21 protein-coding genes are annotated in these 20530 nt (G+C 63.2%); 16 read left to right on the forward strand and 5 right to left on the reverse strand.

From position 1 onward, the window contains the following. Positions 1-3: 3 nt before the first annotated feature. Together L1O02_RS01530 and L1O02_RS01535 are read left to right on the forward strand one after the other, a co-directional pair. Complete coding sequence (locus tag L1O02_RS01530; protein WP_060844906.1) at positions 4-636, forward strand: 2OG-Fe(II) oxygenase; 633 nt, start codon at positions 4-6, stop codon at positions 634-636. Between the two features lie 2 nt (positions 637-638). Then, positions 639-1127, forward strand: a complete 489-nt coding sequence (locus L1O02_RS01535) for a DUF523 domain-containing protein (RefSeq protein ID WP_108545046.1) — start codon at positions 639-641, stop codon at positions 1125-1127. Between the two features lie 151 nt (positions 1128-1278). Here the strand turns inward: L1O02_RS01535 and L1O02_RS01540 are convergent, their stop codons facing one another. Next, the gene (locus L1O02_RS01540; RefSeq protein ID WP_060841597.1) at positions 1279-2064 is read right to left on the reverse strand and encodes a transporter substrate-binding domain-containing protein; all 786 of its coding nucleotides are present in this window, start codon (positions 2062-2064) and stop codon (positions 1279-1281) included. A gap of 132 nt (positions 2065-2196) precedes the next feature. Here L1O02_RS01540 and L1O02_RS01545 point away from each other — a divergent pair, with 132 nt between their 5' ends. After that, the gene (locus L1O02_RS01545; protein ID WP_060841596.1) at positions 2197-2634 is read left to right on the forward strand and encodes a DUF4399 domain-containing protein; all 438 of its coding nucleotides are present in this window, start codon (positions 2197-2199) and stop codon (positions 2632-2634) included. A 115-nt stretch (positions 2635-2749) separates the two neighbouring features. Here L1O02_RS01545 and serA read toward each other — a convergent pair whose 3' ends face one another. Next, positions 2750-3979: a phosphoglycerate dehydrogenase gene (serA, locus tag L1O02_RS01550; RefSeq protein WP_016963474.1), complete on the reverse strand. Its 1230-nt coding sequence runs from the start codon at positions 3977-3979 to the stop codon at positions 2750-2752. Between the two features lie 204 nt (positions 3980-4183). On the opposite strand from serA, the gene L1O02_RS01555 reads away from it, so the two are divergent. From L1O02_RS01555 to L1O02_RS01570, 4 genes are all read left to right on the forward strand, one after another. Next, positions 4184-5578, forward strand: a complete 1395-nt coding sequence (locus tag L1O02_RS01555; RefSeq protein ID WP_060844903.1) for an FAD-binding oxidoreductase — start codon at positions 4184-4186, stop codon at positions 5576-5578. Between the two features lie 43 nt (positions 5579-5621). Continuing rightward, positions 5622-6287 (forward strand): fumarylacetoacetate hydrolase family protein, encoded by a 666-nt coding sequence (locus L1O02_RS01560; RefSeq protein WP_060844902.1) that lies wholly within the window; start codon positions 5622-5624, stop codon positions 6285-6287. Positions 6288-6451: 164 nt separating this feature from the next. Next, positions 6452-7378 carry an SdiA-regulated domain-containing protein gene (locus L1O02_RS01565; RefSeq protein ID WP_235759444.1) on the forward strand — a complete coding sequence of 309 codons (927 nt, stop codon included), beginning with the start codon at positions 6452-6454 and terminating at the stop codon, positions 7376-7378. Between the two features lie 102 nt (positions 7379-7480). Beyond that, positions 7481-8389, forward strand: coding sequence for an SdiA-regulated domain-containing protein (locus tag L1O02_RS01570; protein WP_060841592.1), 909 nt, complete (start codon positions 7481-7483; stop codon positions 8387-8389). 85 nt (positions 8390-8474) lie between these two features. On the opposite strand, the gene rpiA is transcribed toward L1O02_RS01570, so the two are convergent. Beyond that, positions 8475-9146: a ribose-5-phosphate isomerase RpiA gene (gene rpiA / locus L1O02_RS01575; protein WP_016963479.1), complete on the reverse strand. Its 672-nt coding sequence runs from the start codon at positions 9144-9146 to the stop codon at positions 8475-8477. A gap of 226 nt (positions 9147-9372) precedes the next feature. Between rpiA and ilvA the strand changes: the two genes are divergently transcribed. Genes ilvA through L1O02_RS01595 form a run of 4 tightly spaced genes read left to right on the forward strand, consistent with a single transcriptional unit; the run spans position 9373 to position 13103 of the window. Further along, positions 9373-10887, forward strand: coding sequence for a threonine ammonia-lyase, biosynthetic (ilvA, locus tag L1O02_RS01580; protein WP_060841591.1), 1515 nt, complete (start codon positions 9373-9375; stop codon positions 10885-10887). Between the two features lie 40 nt (positions 10888-10927). Further along, a complete protein-coding gene (locus tag L1O02_RS01585) occupies positions 10928-11356 on the forward strand; it encodes a DUF2269 family protein (RefSeq protein WP_060841590.1) in 429 nt (142 codons plus the stop codon). Between the two features lie 26 nt (positions 11357-11382). Beyond that, the gene (locus L1O02_RS01590; protein WP_060841589.1) at positions 11383-12639 is read left to right on the forward strand and encodes an SDR family oxidoreductase; all 1257 of its coding nucleotides are present in this window, start codon (positions 11383-11385) and stop codon (positions 12637-12639) included. Then, on the forward strand, positions 12636-13103 hold the full coding sequence (locus L1O02_RS01595; protein ID WP_108545049.1) for a DUF2269 domain-containing protein: 468 nt from the start codon (positions 12636-12638) through the stop codon (positions 13101-13103). Before L1O02_RS01590 ends, L1O02_RS01595 begins: the two co-directional genes overlap by 4 nt. A gap of 50 nt (positions 13104-13153) precedes the next feature. On the opposite strand, the gene L1O02_RS01600 is transcribed toward L1O02_RS01595, so the two are convergent. Beyond that, positions 13154-13810, reverse strand: a complete 657-nt coding sequence (locus L1O02_RS01600; RefSeq protein WP_060841587.1) for an HAD family hydrolase — start codon at positions 13808-13810, stop codon at positions 13154-13156. Positions 13811-13954: 144 nt separating this feature from the next. Between L1O02_RS01600 and L1O02_RS01605 the strand changes: the two genes are divergently transcribed. Both L1O02_RS01605 and ptsP read left to right on the forward strand, forming a co-directional pair. Beyond that, complete coding sequence (locus L1O02_RS01605; RefSeq protein ID WP_011064073.1) at positions 13955-14434, forward strand: RNA pyrophosphohydrolase; 480 nt, start codon at positions 13955-13957, stop codon at positions 14432-14434. 22 nt (positions 14435-14456) lie between these two features. Next, positions 14457-16736, forward strand: a complete 2280-nt coding sequence (gene ptsP / locus L1O02_RS01610) for a phosphoenolpyruvate--protein phosphotransferase (RefSeq protein ID WP_060841586.1) — start codon at positions 14457-14459, stop codon at positions 16734-16736. 61 nt (positions 16737-16797) lie between these two features. On the opposite strand, the gene L1O02_RS01615 is transcribed toward ptsP, so the two are convergent. After that, the gene (locus tag L1O02_RS01615) at positions 16798-17544 is read right to left on the reverse strand and encodes an NRDE family protein (RefSeq protein WP_060841585.1); all 747 of its coding nucleotides are present in this window, start codon (positions 17542-17544) and stop codon (positions 16798-16800) included. Between the two features lie 123 nt (positions 17545-17667). Here L1O02_RS01615 and L1O02_RS01620 point away from each other — a divergent pair, with 123 nt between their 5' ends. From L1O02_RS01620 to L1O02_RS01630, 3 genes are all read left to right on the forward strand, one after another. Beyond that, positions 17668-18450, forward strand: a complete 783-nt coding sequence (locus L1O02_RS01620) for a sulfite exporter TauE/SafE family protein (protein WP_060841584.1) — start codon at positions 17668-17670, stop codon at positions 18448-18450. Positions 18451-18531: 81 nt separating this feature from the next. Next, positions 18532-19341, forward strand: coding sequence for a prolipoprotein diacylglyceryl transferase (gene lgt, locus L1O02_RS01625; RefSeq protein ID WP_016967543.1), 810 nt, complete (start codon positions 18532-18534; stop codon positions 19339-19341). A 46-nt stretch (positions 19342-19387) separates the two neighbouring features. Beyond that, entirely contained in the window at positions 19388-20359 is a 972-nt protein-coding gene (locus L1O02_RS01630) for a thymidylate synthase (protein ID WP_015637397.1), read from the forward strand. Positions 20360-20530: the final 171 nt, after the last annotated feature.

Below are 20530 nucleotides of genomic sequence, written 5' to 3' on the forward strand. Positions count from 1 at the left end.
ACTATGCGCGCCATGCAAATACCCTCTGATCATCCGCTGTTGTTGAACATTGTCGACGACCTGGCCACCCGTGGCTGGTCGCAGCAAAATGTCTTTCTGTCCGAGGCTCTGACCCTCGAACTGGCGGCTGAGTGCCGTAAACGTGCACTCGAAGGTGAACTGGCGCCTGCGGCGGTGGGGCGTGGCCCGGCCCAGGAAATACGCGAAGCGATTCGCGGTGACCATATCCAGTGGCTCGAGCCCGGTCAGGCCGAGGCCAGCGATACCTATCTGGGGTTGATGGACAGCCTGCGCGAGGCCCTCAATCGCGGCCTGTTCCTGGGGCTGGAGGACTTCGAGTGTCACTTTGCGATGTACCCGCCAGGGGCTTTCTACAAACGCCATGTGGACCGTTTTCGCGACGATGACCGGCGCATGGTGTCGGCGGTGATCTACCTCAATGAACAGTGGCTGCCCGAGCATGGCGGGCAGTTGCGCATGTACCTCAATGACCAGGGGCAATACGACGTGGTCCCCGTCGGGGGCCGGCTGGTGGTGTTTCTTTCCGGCGAGGTGCCCCATGAAGTCCTGCCCGCGACCCGGGAACGCCTGTCCCTGACCGGTTGGTTCCGGCGTCGTGGCAACGAGCCGTTCTGAACATGCACAAGATCCTGGTCAGCCGCTGCCTGTTGGGCCACCGCGTACGCTACGACGGCGGCGCCAGCGGCCCGTTCGATCAACTGGCCGCCTGGCTGCAAGAGGGGCGGGTGGTTGCGCTCTGTCCGGAAGTGGCCGGTGGCTTGCCGACGCCACGGGCGGCGGCGGAGATTCCCGGTGGTCAGGGCGGCGATGTGCTTGCAGGGCGGGCACCGGTGATGACCACGGAAGGCGAAGATGTCAGCGCCCAGTTCCTCTCGGGGGCGCGCCAGGCGCTGGAGCTGGTGGAACAGCACGGGATTCGCGTTGCCGTGCTCAAGGCCAACAGCCCATCCTGCGGCAACCTGCTGACCTACGACGGCACCTTCAGTGGGGTCAAGGTCTCGGGAGAGGGCGTCACCGCGGCGTTGCTCAAGCAGCACGGCGTGCAAGTCTTCAGTGAGTTGCAACTGTCCGAAGCCGCCAGCGCCCTCGCCGCATTGTCCTTGTAGCCGCTGCCGAGCCCCGGCGAGGCTGCGAAAAGGCTCGCAGAGCCTTGCCTGGCGGTCTCTCGCCGACCTCTAGCGGCCAAATCCCTGCGTCCCTTCGGGCCGTTCGCAGCCTGCGGCAGCGGCTACAGGTCAATCCGGCAGGTTGTGTCGTTTACTGCCCGGCGTCGCTCTTGGGCGGTTTGCTGGCATCCATGCCGAACCATTTTTCCGACAGGGCCATCAGCCGACCATCGGCCTTGATCCGCTGCAGGGCGCTGTCCAGGCTGGCCTGGAACGCCGGGTTACCTTTCTGGAACGGAATCGCCAGGCTCAGGGTCGGCCCCACCTTGGCCCCTTCCTTCACCGGCAGGCGGCTGTCGCGAATGGCGTAGGGAATCAACAGGCGATCGCTGATGGCGGCGTCGATCTGTTTGTCCGCCACGTCCTTGATCGGCTGCTGGGCATCGGCATAGCTGCGCAGGTTGATCCCTTCCACGGTGCGCGCCTGGTCGACGAACTGGCTGCCCTGAGCCACGCCCAGGGCCTGGCCGCGCAGGGCCTGCAGGGAAAACAGCGGGCGCTGCTCTTCCTTGCGCACGATCAATTGGGCGCTGGAGTAGCTGTAGGGTTCGCTGAAATCGAAACGATCCTTGAGTTCCGGGGTCACTGCTATGTGGTTGATGGCCACGTCGAAGCGGCCGCTTTCCACACCGGGCAGCAGTTCGGCGGCAGCCGTCACCACGAAGTCCGGGCGCACATCCAGTTCACTGGCCAGCAACTGTCCCAGCTCCACCTCGAAACCGGTGAGTTTGCCGTCATCCTTGAAGTTGAAGGGTGGCGCATTGGCTTCCAGGGCGATGCGCAGTTCCCCGCGGTCATTGATGTCGTCCATCAGTTCGGCTTGAGCGTAAGTGCTCACAAGGGGCAGCAAAAGTATCAGGCCAGGCAGGAAACGCATGGTCACTCCTTGAATTTATATGAGCGATGCGCCGTTCAGGCTCGCTTTGCTAAGGTGTTGAGTGCCTTCGACAACGAATCGCCACGAAGTTGTCATAACCGTAAAAGAATTGCGGAAAAACTGGAGAAGATAATGAAAATTTTTATGTCTCGTGCGGCCCTGGCCGGGCTGTTGCTTGGTGCCTCGATGCTGGCCGGCGCAGCGGAAATACCGCGGACTGCAGCCCCCGCCGGCGCCAAGGTGTTTATCGTTTCTCCCGCTGACGGGGCCGTTGTGGACAAGACCTTTACCGTCAAGTTCGGCGTTGAGGGCATCGCCCTGGCCCCAGCCGGCGATCAAACCGCCAACACCGGCCACCATCACCTGTTGATCGACGTCGACCAGCTGCCGGCGGAAAACCTGCCGATCCCGATGGACGCCAACCACCTGCACTTCGGCAAGGCCCAGACCGAAACCGAAGTGACCCTGACTCCCGGCAAGCACACCCTGCAACTGGAGCTGGGAGACAAGAACCACGTGCCGTTCGACCCGGTCATCGTCTCCAAGAAAATCACAGTGACAGTGAAATAATCGTAAATGCCGCGCAAAAAAAGGGAGCCTTGAAAGGCTCCCTTTTTTGTCCGGCTGGCTGCGAGTCAGAGCGGGCTCTGGCTTGCAGCTTGAAACTTGCCGCTTGAAGCTGCTCTTAGAACAGCACGCGGCAACGGATGGTGCCGTTGATGTGCTGCAGCTTCTCTTGCGCCAGGTCCGAGTACTCGGCGTCGACGTCGATCACCACGTAGCCGACCTTTTCGTTGGTCTGCAGGAACTGACCGGAGATGTTGATGCCGTTTTCGGCGAAGACCTTGTTGATCTCGCTCATCACGCCCGGGATGTTCTCGTGGATGTGCAGCAGACGGTGCTTGCCAGGGTGGGCCGGCAGCGCCACTTCCGGGAAGTTGACCGAGGACACCGAGGTGCCGTTGTCGCTGTACTTGACCAGCTTCTCTGCCACTTCCAGACCGATGTTGGCCTGGGCTTCAGCGGTGGAACCGCCGATGTGCGGAGTCAGGATCACGTTGTCCAGGCCGCGCAGCGGGCTCTCGAACTCTTCGTCGTTGGAACGCGGCTCGACCGGGAAGACGTCGATGGCCGCGCCGATCAGGTGCTTGTCCTTGATCGCGTCCGCCAGGGCGTCCAGCTCGACCACGGTGCCGCGAGCGGCGTTGATCAGGATGCCGCCCTTCTTGATGGCGCGAATTTCCTTCTCGCCGATCATCCACTGGGTGGCCGGGGTTTCCGGTACGTGCAGAGTGACGATGTCGGACATGCCCAGCAGTTCGTGCAGGTTGCCCACTTGGGTCGCGTTGCCCAGCGGCAGCTTGGTCACGGTGTCGTAGAAGAACACCTGCATCCCCAGGCCTTCAGCCAGGACCGACAGTTGGGTACCAATGGAGCCGTAACCGACGATACCCAGCTTCTTGCCGCGGATTTCGAAGGAGTTGGCCGCGCTCTTGATCCAGCCGCCACGGTGGCAGGAAGCGTTTTTCTCGGGGATGCCGCGCAGCAGCAGGATGGCCTCGGCCAGCACCAGCTCGGCGACCGAACGGGTGTTGGAGTAAGGCGCGTTGAACACCGCAATGCCGCGCTCGCGAGCGGCAGACAGGTCAACCTGGTTGGTGCCGATGCAGAAGCAGCCCACAGCGACCAGTTTCTTCGCGTGGTCGAAGATCTCTTCGGTCAGTTGAGTGCGGGAGCGAATGCCGATGAAGTGCGCATCGGCGATCTTTTCCTTGAGCTGGGCTTCCGGCAGAGAACCGGTGAGGTACTCGATGCTGGTGTAGCCGGCGGCCTTGAGGACGTCGACAGCGGATTGGTGGACGCCTTCGAGGAGAAGGAACTTGATCTTGCTCTTATCGAGAGAAGTCTTGCTCATCTGCGTAAACCTGTGTCCCGGAGAAAAATGGCAGGGAAATGGACAGCTTGAGCTGACCTGGACGGCATGCAACCGCCACCGCGGGAAGGCCCTTGGGCACTCTCCTGCGGGGGCGGTATGCTAGCATACGCGCCCCGCTAAACACTCATTCCTGCGACGTGAAGCGTTCTCAGGATGACCATGAATTGTTCGAGAGTTCTGTCGATGACCAATCCTGCCCTGATTGATGAACTGAAGACCCTGGTTGAGCCTGGCAAGGTGCTGACCGACGCTGACTCCCTGGACGCTTACGGCAAGGATTGGACCAAGCATTTCGCCCCGGCCCCCACGGCCATCGTGTTTCCCAAGACCATCGAGCAGGTTCAGGCCATCGTGCGCTGGGCCAATCAGCACCGGGTGGCCCTGGTGCCTTCCGGCGGACGTACCGGCCTGTCGGCCGCCGCCGTGGCAGCCAATGGCGAAGTGGTGGTGTCTTTCGACTACATGAACCAGATTCTCGACCTGAACCTGACGGATCGCACGGCGGTGTGTCAGCCGGGCGTGGTCACCGAGCAGTTGCAGAACCTGGCGGAAGAAAACGGCCTCTACTACCCGGTGGATTTCGCTTCCGCAGGTTCCAGCCAGATTGGCGGCAACATCGGCACCAATGCCGGTGGAATCAAGGTCATTCGCTACGGCATGACCCGCAACTGGGTGGCCGGCATGAAAGTGGTGACCGGCAAGGGCGACCTGCTGGAACTGAACAAGGACCTGATCAAGAATGCCACCGGCTACGACCTGCGCCAGCTGTTCATCGGTGCGGAAGGCACGCTGGGGTTCGTGGTCGAGGCCACCATGCGCCTGGATCGGGCGCCGAAGAACCTCACCGCGATGGTGCTCGGCACCGCCGACTTCGATTCCATCATGCCGGTGCTGCACGCCTTCCAGAGCAAGCTTGATCTGACCGCCTTCGAGTTCTTCTCCGACAAGGCCCTGGCCAAGGTCCTGGCCCGTGGTGACGTGCCGGCGCCGTTCGAATCCGAATGCCCGTTCTACGCGCTGCTGGAATTCGAGGCCACCACCGAGGAGGTGGCCAACCACGCCCTGGAAACCTTCGAGCACTGTGTCGAGCAGGGCTGGGTTCTGGACGGGGTGATGAGCCAGAGCGAAACCCAGCTGCACAACCTGTGGAAGCTGCGCGAGTACATCTCCGAAACCATCTCCCACTGGACACCCTACAAGAACGACATCTCGGTCACCGTGTCGAAAGTCCCGGCCTTCCTCCAGGAAATCGATGCCATCGTCGGCAAACACTACCCGGATTTCGAAATCGTCTGGTTCGGCCACATCGGCGACGGCAACCTGCACCTGAACATCCTCAAGCCGGACAACCTGAGCAAGGACGAGTTCTTTGCCAAGTGCGCCACGGTCAACAAGTGGGTGTTCGAAACCGTCGAGAAGTACAACGGTTCGATTTCCGCCGAACACGGCGTGGGCATGACCAAGCGTGACTACCTGACCTACAGCCGCTCGCCGGTGGAGATCGAGTACATGAAGGCGGTCAAGGCGGTGTTCGATCCCAACGGCATCATGAACCCGGGCAAGATCTTCGCCGTTTGAGCGCAAGCGGCACCCTGATGAAGCACACAAGCAGGAGTCGGTAATGAGCTATCAGCACCAGTATGTCGACGGTACCCGGATTCATTTTCCGGTAGGCAAGTTGGTATGCATCGGCCGCAACTACGCCGAGCACGCCCGGGAGTTGGACAATCCGGTTCCTACCGAACCCCTGCTGTTTATCAAGCCGGGCAGTTGTGTGGTGCCGCTGGAAGGGGGGTTCGCCATTCCCACCGAGCGTGGCTCGGTGCACTACGAAGCGGAGATCGCGGTGTTGATCGGCAAGCCGCTGTCCACCCAGCCCAGCCGCGAAGAGGTGCTGGACGCCATCTCCGGTTTCGCCCCGGCGCTGGACCTGACCCTGCGGGACAAGCAGGCCGAGCTGAAGGCCAAGGGCCTGCCGTGGGAGATCTCCAAGTGCTTCGATGGGGCGGCGGTCCTCGCGCCCTTCGTGGTGAGCAGCAGCTTTGCCGACCTGACCGACATCGGCATCCGCCTGACCATCAATGGTGAAGTGCGCCAGGACGGTAACAGCAGCGTCATGCTCAATCCCATCGTGCCAATGATTCAGTACATGGCCGGTTGCTTCTCCCTGCAGGCCGGCGACGTCATTCTCACCGGCACACCGGTGGGGGTTGGTCCACTGAATGTCGGTGATGAGCTGGTGCTGGAGCTGCCGGGCGTCAGCCGTTTCACCAGCAGCGTCCGTTGATCTGAAGCGCTCTGCGCTGTCCCTCTAATCCGGGGCGCGGCGCAGAGAGCTCAGCGAGCTTTAACCGGTTTTTCACATTTACTCCGGATAATTCCGATGTTTATGGTTCGCGGATCCGAAATTCGTGTGCTATTACCATTGGCCGAGCTTCTGGAATCTGTGTGATGGACGCCCACTCCCTACCCAAACCTCACCCCATCCACCGCCTGCGTTTGCGCATGCGCTGGTACTCTTGGCTGCTGCTGGCCGGCGTGATCTGCTATGGCGTTGCCAGTGTCATGCACTGGGATGATCGTGGCGCGCTTTGGGTTCAGGAAGGTTTTGTCAGCAGCGCCGAGCGCGACGCCAGCGTCTGGCTGCCCAGCTACCGGGCGGTCATCGATGCCAAGGCCCTGCCGGGGATGGAGCGCGATGAAGCCTCCGACCTTGCCTACAATCCGCAAACCAAAACCCTGTTTTCAGTGATGGGCAAGAATCCGTTCCTGGTGGAGCTGTCCCTGCAAGGCGACGTCCTGCGCAAAATGCCGCTGGTGGGTTGGAGCAATCCGGAAGGGGTGGCGGTCCTGGAAAACGGCCTGCTGGCGATCGTCGATGAGCGTCAGCACTCGCTGGTGATCGTCAAGGTCGATGCCAACACCCAAGCGCTGAACATCGCTGATTTCCCCCAATACGACCTGGGCCCTTCGAAAGACCAGAACAAGGCGTTCGAAGCCATCGCCTGGAACCCGCGCAAGCAGCAACTGCTGCTGGGCGAGGAGCGTCCTCCGGCGCTGTTCACCTGGAACAGCGATGGCAGTCAGGTGCTCAAGGGCGACAAGCAGAAGCTGGCCAGCGACGAACTCGACCTGCGCAACCTGTCGGCCCTGGGCGTCGACCCGCGTACCGGTCATGTGTTGGTGCTGTCCGCCGACTCCCACCTGCTGCTGGAGCTGGACGAGCAGGGCGAGCAAGTCAGCTTCATGGCCCTGCTCGGTGGCTTCAACGGCTTGAAGAAAACCATTCCCCGGGCCGAAGGCGTGGCCATGGATGAAGCCGGCAACCTGTACATGGTCAGCGAACCCAATCTGTTCTACCGCTTCGAGAAGCAGTGAATCCCGGGCTCGGCCCCCGAGCCGGGCCGTCCCGCGCATTAAGCTTGAATTCAGTCGGCTGTGATATTTCATTCGCCTGTCCTGATTTCGAGCCTGCCCACCATGTATCGCCTGACCCGTCTGCAACCCCTCTACCTGATTCTCGGCCTGATGGCCGTGCTGCTGGCGGCGTTTGTCCACAACCACCGCTTGTGGCAGCGCGCCTGGTTCGACTGGCAAGCCTACTGGCAGGTGGCGGCCCCTGAATCGCTGGGGCTGGGCGACTATCGGGCGGTGCTGGAGGCGCAGCCGATCAAGGGTTTGGATGAAGTCTCGGCGCTGACCTACGACCCCTTGCGCAATAGCCTGTTTACCGTGACCAACAAGAATGCCGAGCTGGTCGAGCTGTCCCTGGACGGTCAGGTCCTGCGGCGCATCGCCCTGGTGGGCTTCGGCGATCCGGAGGCGGTGGAGTTCATCAGCGCCAATACCTACGTGATCAGCGACGAGCGTCAGCACCGGCTGATCAAGATCCAGCTGGATGACGAAACCACCGTGGTGGATGCGGCAGAGGCCGAGCAGATCACCCTCGGCGTGCACCTCTCAGGGAACAAGGGCTTCGAAGGGCTGGCTTACGATTCAAAGGGCCAGCGGTTGTTCGTCGCCAAGGAGCGCGACCCGATGCTGATCTATGAAGTACAGGGCTTTCCCCATCACGATCCGGAAAAATCCTACGGCGTGCACGTGCTGAATAACCCCAAGCGCGATGCCGGACTCTTTGTGCGTGATCTCTCCAGCCTGCAATACGACGAGCGCAGCGGCCATCTGCTGGCCTTGTCGGACGAGTCGCGGTTGGTGGTGGAGCTGGACGTGGATGGGCGCCCGCTCAGCACTCTGGCCCTGGGGCGGGGCCGCCAGGGTTTGAGCAAGGCGGTGCCCCAGGCCGAAGGAATCGCCATGGATGACGCCGGCAGCCTGTACCTGGTGAGCGAGCCGAACCTGTTCTACGTCTTCAAGAAATCGACCCAATAGACGCTGGCGGGTGCAGGAGCGGGCTTGCCAGCGAAGCGGCTCAAGAGCGCCTTCACCCGCCCGCTGGCTCCTACGCCCGGCCGGCTCAGGCCTTGAGGGTTTTCACCCCTTCAGCGGTGCCCAGCAGCAGTACATCGGCAGGGCGTGCGGCGAACAGGCCATTGGTGACCACGCCGACGATGGCGTTGATCTGGCTTTCCAGTTCCACCGGGTTGGTGATCTGCATGTTGTGCACGTCGAGGATGATGTTGCCGTTGTCGGTGATCACGCCTTCGCGGTACACCGGGTCGCCGCCCAGTTTCACCAGCTCACGGGCCACGTGGCTGCGGGCCATCGGGATCACTTCCACCGGCAGCGGGAAGTTGCCCAGCACCGGCACCAGCTTGCTGGCGTCGGCGATGCAGATGAAGGTCTTGGCCACGGCGGCGACGATCTTTTCCCGGGTCAGGGCGGCGCCGCCACCCTTGATCAGGTTCAGGTGCTCATCGCTTTCGTCGGCGCCATCGATGTAGAACTCCAGATCGCTCACGGTATTGAGTTCGTACACCGGAATGCCGTGGCCCTTGAGGCGTGCGGCGGTGGCTTCGGAGCTGGCCACGGCGCCGTCGAAGGCACCCTTGTGCAGGGCCAGGGCATCGATGAAGCAGTTGGCGGTGGAGCCGGTGCCGACCCCGACGATGCTCTTGTCATCGAGTTTCGGGAGGATAAGGTCGACGGCGGCCTGGGCGACAGCCTGTTTGAGTTGATCCTGGGTCATGCGGGCTCCGAAGCGGGCAAGGGGGGCACAAAGGCCGGCATTATAGGCGCCGCGGCAGATCAGGTCATTGCCCGTTTGGCTAATCGGCCGGGGTGGACGGGCCGTTCGCATGGTGGGGAAGGGGTGGCGAGGGCGCCGGCTAAAACCTCGGTATTCGTGTGGTCGCCCGGGCAAACGCTGGGTTAGACTCCTTGGCCCTGCCCAACCCGCTCAGTGATGCTTTCCGATGCTCGAACAGTACGTCAAGAAGATCCTCACCTCGCGCGTTTATGACGTTGCCGTAGAAACCCCATTGCAGACTGCCCGCCAGCTCTCCGAGCGGCTGGGCAATCAGATCTGGCTCAAGCGCGAAGACTTGCAGCCGGTGTTCTCGTTCAAGATCCGTGGCGCCTACAACAAGCTGACCCAGCTCAGCGACGCCGAGCGCGCCCGTGGCGTGGTCACCGCGTCGGCCGGCAACCACGCCCAGGGCCTGGCCCTGGCGGCCAAGGTGCTGGGGGTCAAGGCCACCATCGTGATGCCCAAGACCACCCCGGAGATCAAGGTCGAAGGCGTGCGCTCCCGTGGCGGCAAAGTGGTGCTGCACGGCGATACCTTTCCCGAGGCGCTGGCCTATTCGCTGAAGCTGGTGGATGAAAAGGGCTACGTCTACATCCACCCCTACGATGATCCCCACACCATTGCCGGGCAGGGCACGGTGGCCATGGAGATTCTGCGCCAGCACCCGGGACCGCTGGACGCGATCTTCGTTCCGGTCGGTGGCGGCGGGCTGATTGCCGGCATCGCCGCCTATGTGAAGTACCTGCGCCCGGAGATCAAGGTGATCGGCGTCGAGCCGGACGACTCCAACTGCCTGCAGGCGGCCATGGCCGCGGGCGAGCGTGTGGTGCTGCCGACCGTGGGGATCTTTGCCGACGGCGTGGCGGTGGCGCAGATCGGCCAGCACACCTTCGATATCTGCAAGCACTATGTGGATGAAGTGATCACGGTCAGTACCGACGAGATCTGCGCCGCAATCAAGGATATCTACGACGATACCCGCTCGATCACCGAACCTGCCGGGGCCCTGGGAGTGGCCGGGATCAAGAAGTACGTCGAGCAGCGGGGCATCAGCGGGCAGACCCTGGTGGCCATCGATTCCGGGGCCAACGTCAACTTCGACCGCCTGCGCCATGTGGCCGAGCGCGCCGAGCTGGGTGAGGGCCGTGAAGCCATCATCGCCGTGACCATTCCCGAGAAGCCGGGCAGCTTCAAGGCGTTCTGCGAGGCGGTGGGCAAGCGCCAGATCACCGAGTTCAACTACCGCTACAACACCGGCAGCGAAGCGCACATTTTCGTCGGGGTGCAGACCCACCCGGAAAACGATCCGCGCAGCGCCCTGATCGCCAGCCTGACCGAGCAGGGCTTTCCGGTGATCGACCTGACCGACAACGAACTGGCCAAGTTGCATATCCGCTACATGGTCGGTGGCCATGCCGAGAAGGTCAGCGACGAAGTGGTGCTGCGCTTCGAGTTCCCGGAGCGTCCGGGTGCGCTGTTCAACTTTCTCAACAAGCTGGGCGGGCGCTGGAACATTTCGATGTTCCACTACCGCAACCATGGCGCGGCGGACGGCCGGGTGGTGGCCGGCCTGCAAGTGCCGGCCGAGGAGCGTCACCTGGTGCCGGCGGCCCTGGAGCAGATCGGTTATCCGTACTGGGATGAAAGCGACAACCCGGCGTACCAGCTGTTCCTGGGCTGAACGACTACGCTGAGGAACGGAGCCTTAAGGAAGCGAGAACATGGAAACACTGACCACGCTGAAGACGCTTCATGTACTGGCCACGGTGCTGCTGTTGGGCAGCGCCCTGGGGCTGGCGATCTGGGTCTGGCGCCTGCGTCGCCAGGGCGATGCCACGGTTTACAGCCGGGTATTGCAGCGTCCGGGGCTGTTCGGCTGGTTGCTGCTGGCCATCGGACTGCTGAGCCTGCCGTTCAGTGGCTGGTGGATGGTGCATCGGGTGGGCTGGCCGCTGGGCCAGGCCTGGCTCCTGGGCTCCAGCGTGCTCTATACCTTGGGTGCCCTGGCCTGGCTGTGGCTGATGGTGCGACTCAATCGCCTGCGGCGGGCCAAGGCCGCCAGCGGCCTGACCTTCACCCTGGTGCTGGCGGTGTTCAGCCTGGTGTGTTTTGTCGCCATTGCCGGCCTGATGGGCGCCAAGCCGGTCTGATCCCGGCGTGAACCTTAAGGATTGCCATGAAGGTTGTTCTGGTGGGGGCCACAGGGTTTGTCGGCCGCCATCTGCTGGCGGCTCTGCACGCCGCCGGTCATCAGTTGATCGCCACCAGTCGTTATCCACAGCCGCGCGGCCTGCCGGGGGTGGAATGGCGACAACTGGACCTCGATCGCCTGGGGCATGAGCCCCAGCCCTTTGTCCTGCCTGCCGATACCGATGTGCTGATCAATGCCGCCGGGTTGTTGAGCACCGATGCCCGGGCGCTGACCCTGACCCAGGACCTGGGCACGCGTGCCCTGTTCGACCTGGCGCAGGCCCGTGGCGTGCGGGTGCTGCAGATTTCCGCATTGGGTGCCGGCACCCAGCCCCATGTGCCATTTCTGGCCAGCAAGGCCGCGGCAGATGATTACCTGCTGCGTTCGGGTATTGCGGCCGTGGTGCTGCGGCCGTCGCTGGTGCTTGGCGCCGGCGGTGCCAGCAGCGGCTGGCTGGCGAAGATGTCGCCCTGGCCGCTGCTGGGGTTGTTGTCCACCCAGGCGCAGATGCAGCCCCTGCATGTCGAGGACTTGAGCGCGGCGGTGCTGGCGCTGCTCAGGCAATGGCCGCAGGAATCCATGGTCCTGCCCCTGGTCGGCCCGGAACGCCTGACCATGGCGCAGTTGCTGGATCGCCTGCGGGCGGCCCAGGGCTGGGCCCCGGCCCGTTACTTCCAGTTGCCTTCGATACTGCTCAGGCTGGCGGCTGGCGCCGGTGATCGCCTGGGCTGGCGCGCCTTGAACCGACAAAGCCTGGCCATGGCCCGCACTGACAACCTGGCCGATCCGGAGGTGCTGGCTTCGGTCTGCGGTTATCACGCGGCGCCCCTGGCGGCCCGCCTGCAGGCCTGGCCGCAGGCGGCGCAAAGCACCCAACTGGCCCTGCGGCCGTTGCTGCTTGCGGTGATGGTGTTGATCTGGCTGGGCACGGCGCTGGTGTGCATCGGCCCGGGCTACGATTGGGGCCTGCGGATCATGGCCGAGGCCGGCGTACAGGGCGTCTGGGCGGCGCTGGCGGTGATCGCGGGCTCGCTCTGCGACGCCGTGCTGGGTGTCGGCCTGCTGCTGCGACGCTGGCGCCGTCGGGCCTTGCAGGCACAGTTGGGGCTGATGCTCGGCTACACCCTGATCATCAGCCTGATCCTGCCGCATTTCTGGTTTGACCCTTATGCCGCCGTGGCCAAGAACCTGGTGCTGATGGTGGCGACTCTCTGGCTGTTGTGGACCGAACCCCGTCGATGAGCGCTTATCTGCTGTTGAAAACCCTGCATATCCTGTCCTCGACCGTGCTTTTCGGCCTCGGTGCCGGCTCGGCCTATTACGCCTTGCGGGCCTGGCGCAGCGGCCGGGTGGAAGTGATTGCCGTGACCTTCAAGCACCTGGTGTTCGCCGATTGGGCCTTTACCGCCACCACGGCGGTGTTCCAGCCGTTGAGCGGCCTGGGACTGGTGCACCTGGCGGGCTGGCCGATCCAGCAGGCGTGGCTGCTGTGGAGCCTGGGGCTTTATGGGGTGGCCGGGCTGTGCTGGCTGCCGGTGGTCTGGTTGCAGATCCGGGTGCACAAGATGGCCGAGCAGGCATTGCATGACGGGGTGCCGATGCCGATCCGGGCCAACCTTTATATGCGCTGGTGGTTCGCCCTGGGCTGGCCGGCGTTTCTGGCCTTCATGGTGATTTTCTACCTGATGGTGGCCAAGCCGGTGTAGGGCCTGTCGCTGGCAAGCCGGCGAATGCAGCCGGCTCGCCGACGAGTTGGTCAATCGCGCAGGCTGATGACCTGCCATCCGCGTTTCTCGGCTTCGGCCCGCAGGTTCGGGTCGGGATCGACGGCCACCGGGTTGCTGACTTGTTCCAGCAGCGGCAGGTCATTCATCGAGTCGCTGTAGAAGTAGCTGTCTTCCAGGTCGTGGCCGGTTTCTTCCAGCCAGCGCTTGAGGCGGATTACCTTGCCTTCGCGGAAACAGGGCACGTCGGTGCTGCGCCCGGTGTAGCGGCCCTCATGCATCTCGCATTCGGTGGCGATCAGGTGTTCGACCCCCAGGCGCTCGGCGATCGGTGCGGTGATGAAGCGATTGGTGGCGGTGATGATCACCAGCTTGTCGCCGGCCTCGCGGTGCTGATCCAGCAGCGCCTGGGCCTTGGGCAGGAGGATGGGCTCGATGCAGTCGCGCATGTAGTCGCGATGCCATTGTTCGAGCACGGCCATTTCGGTGCGGCCGAGGATTTCCAGGCAGAAGTTCAGGTACGCGGCGTTGTCGAGTTGGCCGGCCAGGTAGTCCTGGTAGAACTCGTCGTTGCGGGTCTTGTAGGCGACGGCGTCGAGGAAGCCCCGCTCGCACAGGTAGTCGCCCCAGGCGTGGTCGCTGTCGCCGCCAAGAAGCGTGTTGTCCAAGTCGAATAAAGCCAGGCGCATTGCAGTTACTCACTGAAAAGTCGCGGAAAAAGGTGCCCAGAATACGGTCTTTTCACAAGAGTGCACATAAGCTAAGCAGCCTCGTTGCTGCATTCCCAAGCTTTGTGGAACAATGCGGCGACATGCGTTTGCGAGGTTGTAGCCGTGATCGACCCCGATGGTTTCCGCCCCAATGTCGGGATCATTCTGACCAATGATGCCGGACAGGTGCTATGGGCTCGCCGTATCAATCAAGATGCCTGGCAGTTTCCTCAAGGCGGGATCAACCCCGACGAGACGCCGGAAGACGCCTTGTATCGCGAGTTGAACGAAGAAGTGGGGCTGGAGCGCGAAGATGTGCAAATTCTCGCCTGCACCCGGGGCTGGTTGCGCTATCGTTTGCCGCAGCGTCTGGTCCGAACGCACAGCCAGCCGCTGTGCATCGGCCAGAAACAGAAATGGTTTCTCCTGCGCCTGATCTCCAACGAGCAGCGGGTGCGGATGGATTTGACCGGTAAACCGGAATTCGATGGCTGGCGCTGGGTCAGTTATTGGTATCCGTTGGGCCAGGTGGTGACATTCAAGCGCGAAGTGTATCGCCGCGCTCTCAAAGAGCTTGCCCCGCGCCTTTTAGTGCGCGACTGACGACGGAGTTCGACCCCGAGCCATGCTCAATACGCTGCGCAAGATCGTCCAGGAAGTTAACTCCGCCAAGGATCTCAAGGCGGCGTTGGGGATTATTGTATTGCGCGTCAAAGAGGCCATGGGCAGCCAGGTCTGCTCGGTCTACCTGCTGGACCCGGAAACCAACCGTTTCGTGCTGATGGCCACCGAGGGCTTGAACAAGCGCTCCATCGGCAAGGTCAGCATGGCACCCAACGAAGGCCTGGTAGGCCTAGTGGGCACCCGGGAAGAACCCCTCAACCTGGAAAACGCCGCCGATCACCCGCGCTATCGCTACTTCGCCGAGACCGGTGAAGAGCGTTATGCCTCGTTCCTGGGGGCTCCGATCATCCACCACCGTCGGGTGGTCGGGGTGCTGGTCATCCAGCAGAAGGAGCGTCGCCAGTTCGACGAGGGCGAAGAAGCCTTCCTGGTGACCATGAGCGCTCAGTTGGCCGGGGTAATTGCCCATGCCGAGGCCACCGGTTCGATCCGCGGCCTGGGTCGCCAGGGCAAGGGTATTCAGGAAGCCAAGTTCGTCGGCGTGCCCGGTTCCCCTGGTGCCGCGGTGGGCAGCGCGGTGGTGATGCTGCCGCCAGCCGACCTGGACGTGGTGCCGGACAAATACATCACCGACATCGATGCCGAGCTGGCGCTGTTCAAGACCGCGCTGGAAGGGGTGCGCGCCGATATGCGCGCGCTGTCGGAAAAACTCGCCACCCAGTTGCGCCCGGAAGAGCGCGCGCTGTTCGACGTCTATCTGATGATGCTCGACGACGCTTCCCTGGGCAGCGAAGTGAAGACCGTGATCAAGACCGGGCAATGGGCCCAGGGCGCCTTGCGCCAGGTGGTCACCGATCACGTCAACCGTTTCGAATTGATGGACGACGCCTACCTGCGCGAGCGCGCCTCGGACGTCAAGGACCTGGGGCGCCGGCTCCTGGCCTACTTGCAGGAAGAACGCCAGCAGACCCTGGTCTACCCCGACAACACCATCCTGGTCAGCGAAGAACTGACCCCGGCCATGCTCGGCGAAGTGCCCGAAGGCAAGCTGGTGGGGCTGGTGTCGGTGCTGGGTTCGGGCAACTCCCACGTGGCGATCCTGGCCCGGGCCATGGGTATTCCCACGGTGATGGGCCTGGTGGACCTGCCGTATTCCAAGGTCGACGGCATCCAGATGATCGTCGACGGCTACCACGGCGAGGTCTACACCAACCCCAGCGAAGTGCTGCGCAAGCAGTTCGCCGATGTGGTCGAAGAAGAGCGACAACTGGCCCAGGGCCTGGACGCCTTGCGCGATCTGCCGTGCGTGACGCCGGATGGGCACCGCATGCCGTTGTGGGTCAACACCGGTCTGCTGGCCGACGTGGCCCGCGCGCAGAAGCGCGGGGCCGAGGGTGTTGGCCTGTACCGCACCGAAGTGCCGTTCATGATCAACCAGCGCTTCCCCAGTGAAAAAGAGCAGCTGGCGATCTATCGCGAGCAACTGGCGGCATTCCATCCGCAACCGGTGACCATGCGCAGCCTGGACATCGGCGGCGACAAGTCGCTGTCGTATTTCCCGATCAAGGAAGACAACCCCTTCCTTGGTTGGCGCGGCATCCGCGTGACCCTCGACCACCCGGAAATCTTCCTGGTGCAGGCCCGGGCCATGCTCAAGGCCAGCGAGGGCCTGAACAACCTGCGCATCCTGCTGCCGATGATTTCCGGCATCCACGAGCTGGAGGAGGCCCTGCACCTGATTCACCGGGCCTGGGGCGAAGTGCGTGACGAAGGCACCGACGTGCCCATGCCGCCGGTGGGGGTGATGATCGAGATTCCGGCGGCGGTGTATCAGACCCGGGAACTGGCGCGCCAGGTGGACTTCCTCTCGGTGGGCTCCAACGACCTGACCCAGTACCTGCTGGCGGTGGACCGCAACAACCCGCGGGTCGCCGATCTCTACGACTACCTGCACCCGGCAGTGCTGCAAGCCCTGCAGAACGTGGTGCGCGATGCCCATGCCGAAGGCAAGCCGGTGAGCATCTGCGGCGAGATGGCCGGCGATCCGGCGGCCGCGGTGCTGCTGATGGCCATGGGCTTTGACAGCCTGTCGATGAACGCCACCAACCTGCCGAAAGTGAAGTGGATGCTGCGCCAGATCAGCCTGAGCAAGGCCAAGGAACTGCTGGACGAGATGATGACCATCGACAACCCGCAAGTTATCCACAGCTCGCTGCAACTGGCCCTGAAGAAGCTCGGGTTGGCGCGGATGATCAATCCGGCTTCGAGCAAGACCTTGTAATCGCGGCGTTTTCTTCGCCGGCAAGTCGGTTCCTGCAGGAGCCTTCTTGCCGGCGAACGCTTCAGAGCTTCAGCTCGACCTCCCCCAGATGCCCGCCATAAGGGCCAAAGCTGCGTTCGACCAGATGCCGCGAGCCGTCGGCGTTGACGATCAGCGCGGTGCTGGCCCGTGTGCCGTAGCTGGGGCTGGCGATGAATACGCTGGACAGCAGGCTTTCCGTGGCCAGCCCCACCCCGGTGTCCGGCAACTCGGCGAAGGGTGCAGTCTGCGGATCGCTCAAGAGCGCCAGCAGCGCCTGGGGCTTGGGGTCATCCATCACTTCTTGCAGCGCCGCTCTGGCCTTGAGCAGTTTTGGCCAGGGCGTGTTGAGCCCGGCATTGGACAGGCCGTAGACGCCGGGCTGGAGCAATTGGGGCTCCAGGTCCTGGGCGTTGTAGTGCCACAACTGATCGCCGGTGCCCAGTAGCAGGTTGAAGCCGGCGTACTCCACCGAACGGCCGACTACATCGCGCAAGTAATCTTCCAGGGGCATGCCTCCGGCGAGAAAGCGCGCCACCAGTTCGCCCCGGGAGCGCCGCGCGGGCGGTTGGTGCGGGTTGCGGATGTTGGTCAGGGCGGCAAATCGCCCGTCGGCACCAACCCCAAGCCAGGTGCCGCCTGCCTCCAGGTCACGTCCGGCGTGGATCTGCGGCGACTCGGGCCATTGCCCCAGGGGCAGGCTGGGGCGAGCGTAGAACTCGTCACGGTTGGCCGCGACGATCAGTGGCTGGGCGTGGCCCGGCCTCCAGGCGAAAACGATCAAGCACATTGAGGTGGCCCCCTGGGTGTTTTTGCTCACTCTACGCACACAACCCCGGGGTATCCATCGCCATCCAGTGGAGTCCGGGGCGGCGCATCCGTTACCATGCCGCTCTCATTTTCGGATGCTCCCATGGAATTTCTGCTCTATCTGCTGTTGGGCGCCTGTGCAGGCGTGCTGGCCGGGCTGTTCGGCGTGGGCGGCGGGATCATCATCGTCCCGGTGCTGGTGTTCAGTTTTACCCTGCAAGGCTTCGATGCCTCGGTACTGACCCATCTGGCGGTCGGCACCTCCCTGGCCAGCATCATCTTCACCTCGGTCAACGCGGTTCGTGAGCACCATCGGCGCGGCGCGGTGCGTTGGCCGATCTTTGCCTGGATGGCCGCAGGCATCCTGCTGGGGGCCGGCTTCGGTGCGCTGACGGCGGAAGCCATTTCCGGCCCGCATCTGCAGAAGATCATCGGCGTCTTTGCCCTGCTGGTGGCCCTGCAGATGACCCTGGAACTCAAGCCCAAGGCCAGTCGCCAGGTGCCCGGCAAATTGGGCCTGGCCGCGGCCGGTGGGGTGATCGGTTGGGCCTCGGCGATCTTTGGCATCGGTGGTGGCTCGCTGACCGTGCCGTTTCTCACCTGGCGCAGCGTGCCGATGCAACAGGCGGTGGCCACCTCTTCGGCCTGTGGCCTGCCCATCGCCCTTGCCAGTGCCTTAAGTTTCATGATTCTGGGCTGGCATGATCCGCTGCTTCCGGCTCATAGTCTCGGCTTCGTGTATTTGCCGGCGCTGTTGGGCATTGCCCTGACCAGTATGGTGTTCGCCCGTATCGGCGCGCGCCTGGCCCACAGGTTGTCGCCGCGCCTGTTGAAGCGGATGTTCGCCGCGCTACTGTTTTGCGTGGGCATCAGCTTCCTGTTCTGAGTGACGACGCAATCCTGGCTTAATCCCGGTCTGGCAGTTTGCCCGGGAATCTTTGAGTTCTAACCCTGACGAGGAGTCGCAATGCTGCCTTACCCGCAGATTGATCCGGTGGCCCTGGCCATCGGCCCGCTGAAAATCCACTGGTACGGCCTGATGTACCTGATCGGCATCGGCGGTGCCTGGCTGCTGGCCTCGCGCCGGCTGAACCGTTTCGATCCGACCTGGAGCAAGGAGAAGCTCTCGGACATGGTGTTCTGGATGTCCATGGGGGTGATCGTCGGCGGCCGTCTGGGTTACGTGCTGTTCTACGACCTGAGCGCCTACCTGGCCAACCCGACCCTGATCTTCGAAGTGTGGAAGGGCGGCATGTCGTTCCATGGCGGTTTCATCGGGGTGATGCTGGCGGCCTGGTGGTTCGGCAAGCGCAACAACAAGAGCTTCTTCGAGCTGATGGACTTCGTCGCGCCGATGGTACCGATCGGCCTGGGTGCCGGGCGGATCGGCAACTTCATCAACGCCGAGTTGTGGGGCAAACCCACCGATGTGCCCTGGGCGATGATCTTCCCGCCGTTCAGCGATCCGGCGCAGTTGCCGCGTCACCCGTCGCAGCTGTATCAGTTCGCCCTGGAAGGTGTGGCGCTGTTCCTGATTCTCTGGCTGTTCTCGCGCAAACCGCGGCCGACCATGGCGGTTTCCGGTATGTTCGCGCTGTTCTACGGGATCTTCCGTTTCATCGTTGAGTTCGTCCGGGTGCCGGACGCGCAGCTGGGCTACCTGGCATGGAACTGGCTGACCATGGGTCAGGTTCTGTGTGTGCCGATGATTCTCGGCGGCCTGGGGCTGATCTGGCTGGCTTATCATCGCGCTCCGGCCCAGAGCGCGGCGCAATAAATTCGAACCCCGGGGCGTGCCCCGGGTTCAAGGATGCAGGTAATTCATGAAGCAATATCTTGATCTGGTGGCCCACGTCATCAACAACGGCACCAAGCAGGCCAACCGCACCGGTGTGAACACCATCAGCTTTCCCGGGGCGATGCTGCGCTACGACCTCAAGGAAGGTTTCCCGGCCATCACCACCCGCAAGATGGCCTTCAAGTCGGCAATCGGCGAAATGGTCGGCTTCCTGCGTGGGGTGAACAACGCCGCCGAGTTCCGCGCCCTGGGCTGCAAGGTCTGGGACCAGAACGCCAACGAAAACGCCCAGTGGCTGGCCAACCCGTTTCGCCAGGGCGACGACGACCTGGGCGAGATCTACGGCGTACAATGGCGCAAATGGCCGGCCTACAAGCAGATCAAGACCAGCAACCAGGCGGCCATCGACCTGGCGTTGAGCCAGGGCTACCGGCAGATCGCCGCCGGCGAAGAAGACGGCCAGGGCTACGTGGTGCTGTACAAGGCCATCGACCAGGTGCGCCAGTGCGTCGACACCATCATCAATGACCCGGGCAGCCGGCGGATCCTGTTCCACGGCTGGAACTGCGCCCAGCTGGATGAAATGGCCCTGCCGCCGTGCCACCTGCTGTATCAGTTCCACCCCAATGTCGAGACCCGGGAAATCTCCCTGACCCTCTACATCCGCTCCAACGACCTGGGGCTGGGGACGCCGTTCAACCTCACCGAGGGCGCGGCGCTGCTGAGCCTGATCGGCCGCCTGACCGGCTACACGCCACGCTGGTTCACCTATTTCATCGGTGATGCCCATGTCTACGAAAACCACCTGGACATGCTCAACGAACAGCTCAAGCGCGAGCCGTTCCCGATGCCCAAGCTGGTGATTTCCGAGCGCGTGCCGGAGTTCGCCAAGACCGGCGTCTACCAGCCGGAGTGGCTGGAGCTGATCGAACCGAGCGACTTCTCCCTGGAAGGCTACGAGCACCACGCGCCGATGACCGCGCCGATGGCCGTATAAGCCTCCGTCTGCTGTGCCAGGGGCCGCGCGGCTGACACCGCGTGGCCCCTGTCGATTGAACCTGTTGTCTTTATCGACCTGTGTCCGGAATCGTTCCGGGCCTGACTGTGCCTGGCGGCCAGCTACGCTCTGAAGAGTGACCCCGCCAGACACAGGGCGTCGCCCTTGTGA

The sequence above is a fragment of the Pseudomonas sp. BC42 genome, from assembly GCF_021560055.1.
Taxonomy (GTDB): domain Bacteria; phylum Pseudomonadota; class Gammaproteobacteria; order Pseudomonadales; family Pseudomonadaceae; genus Aquipseudomonas.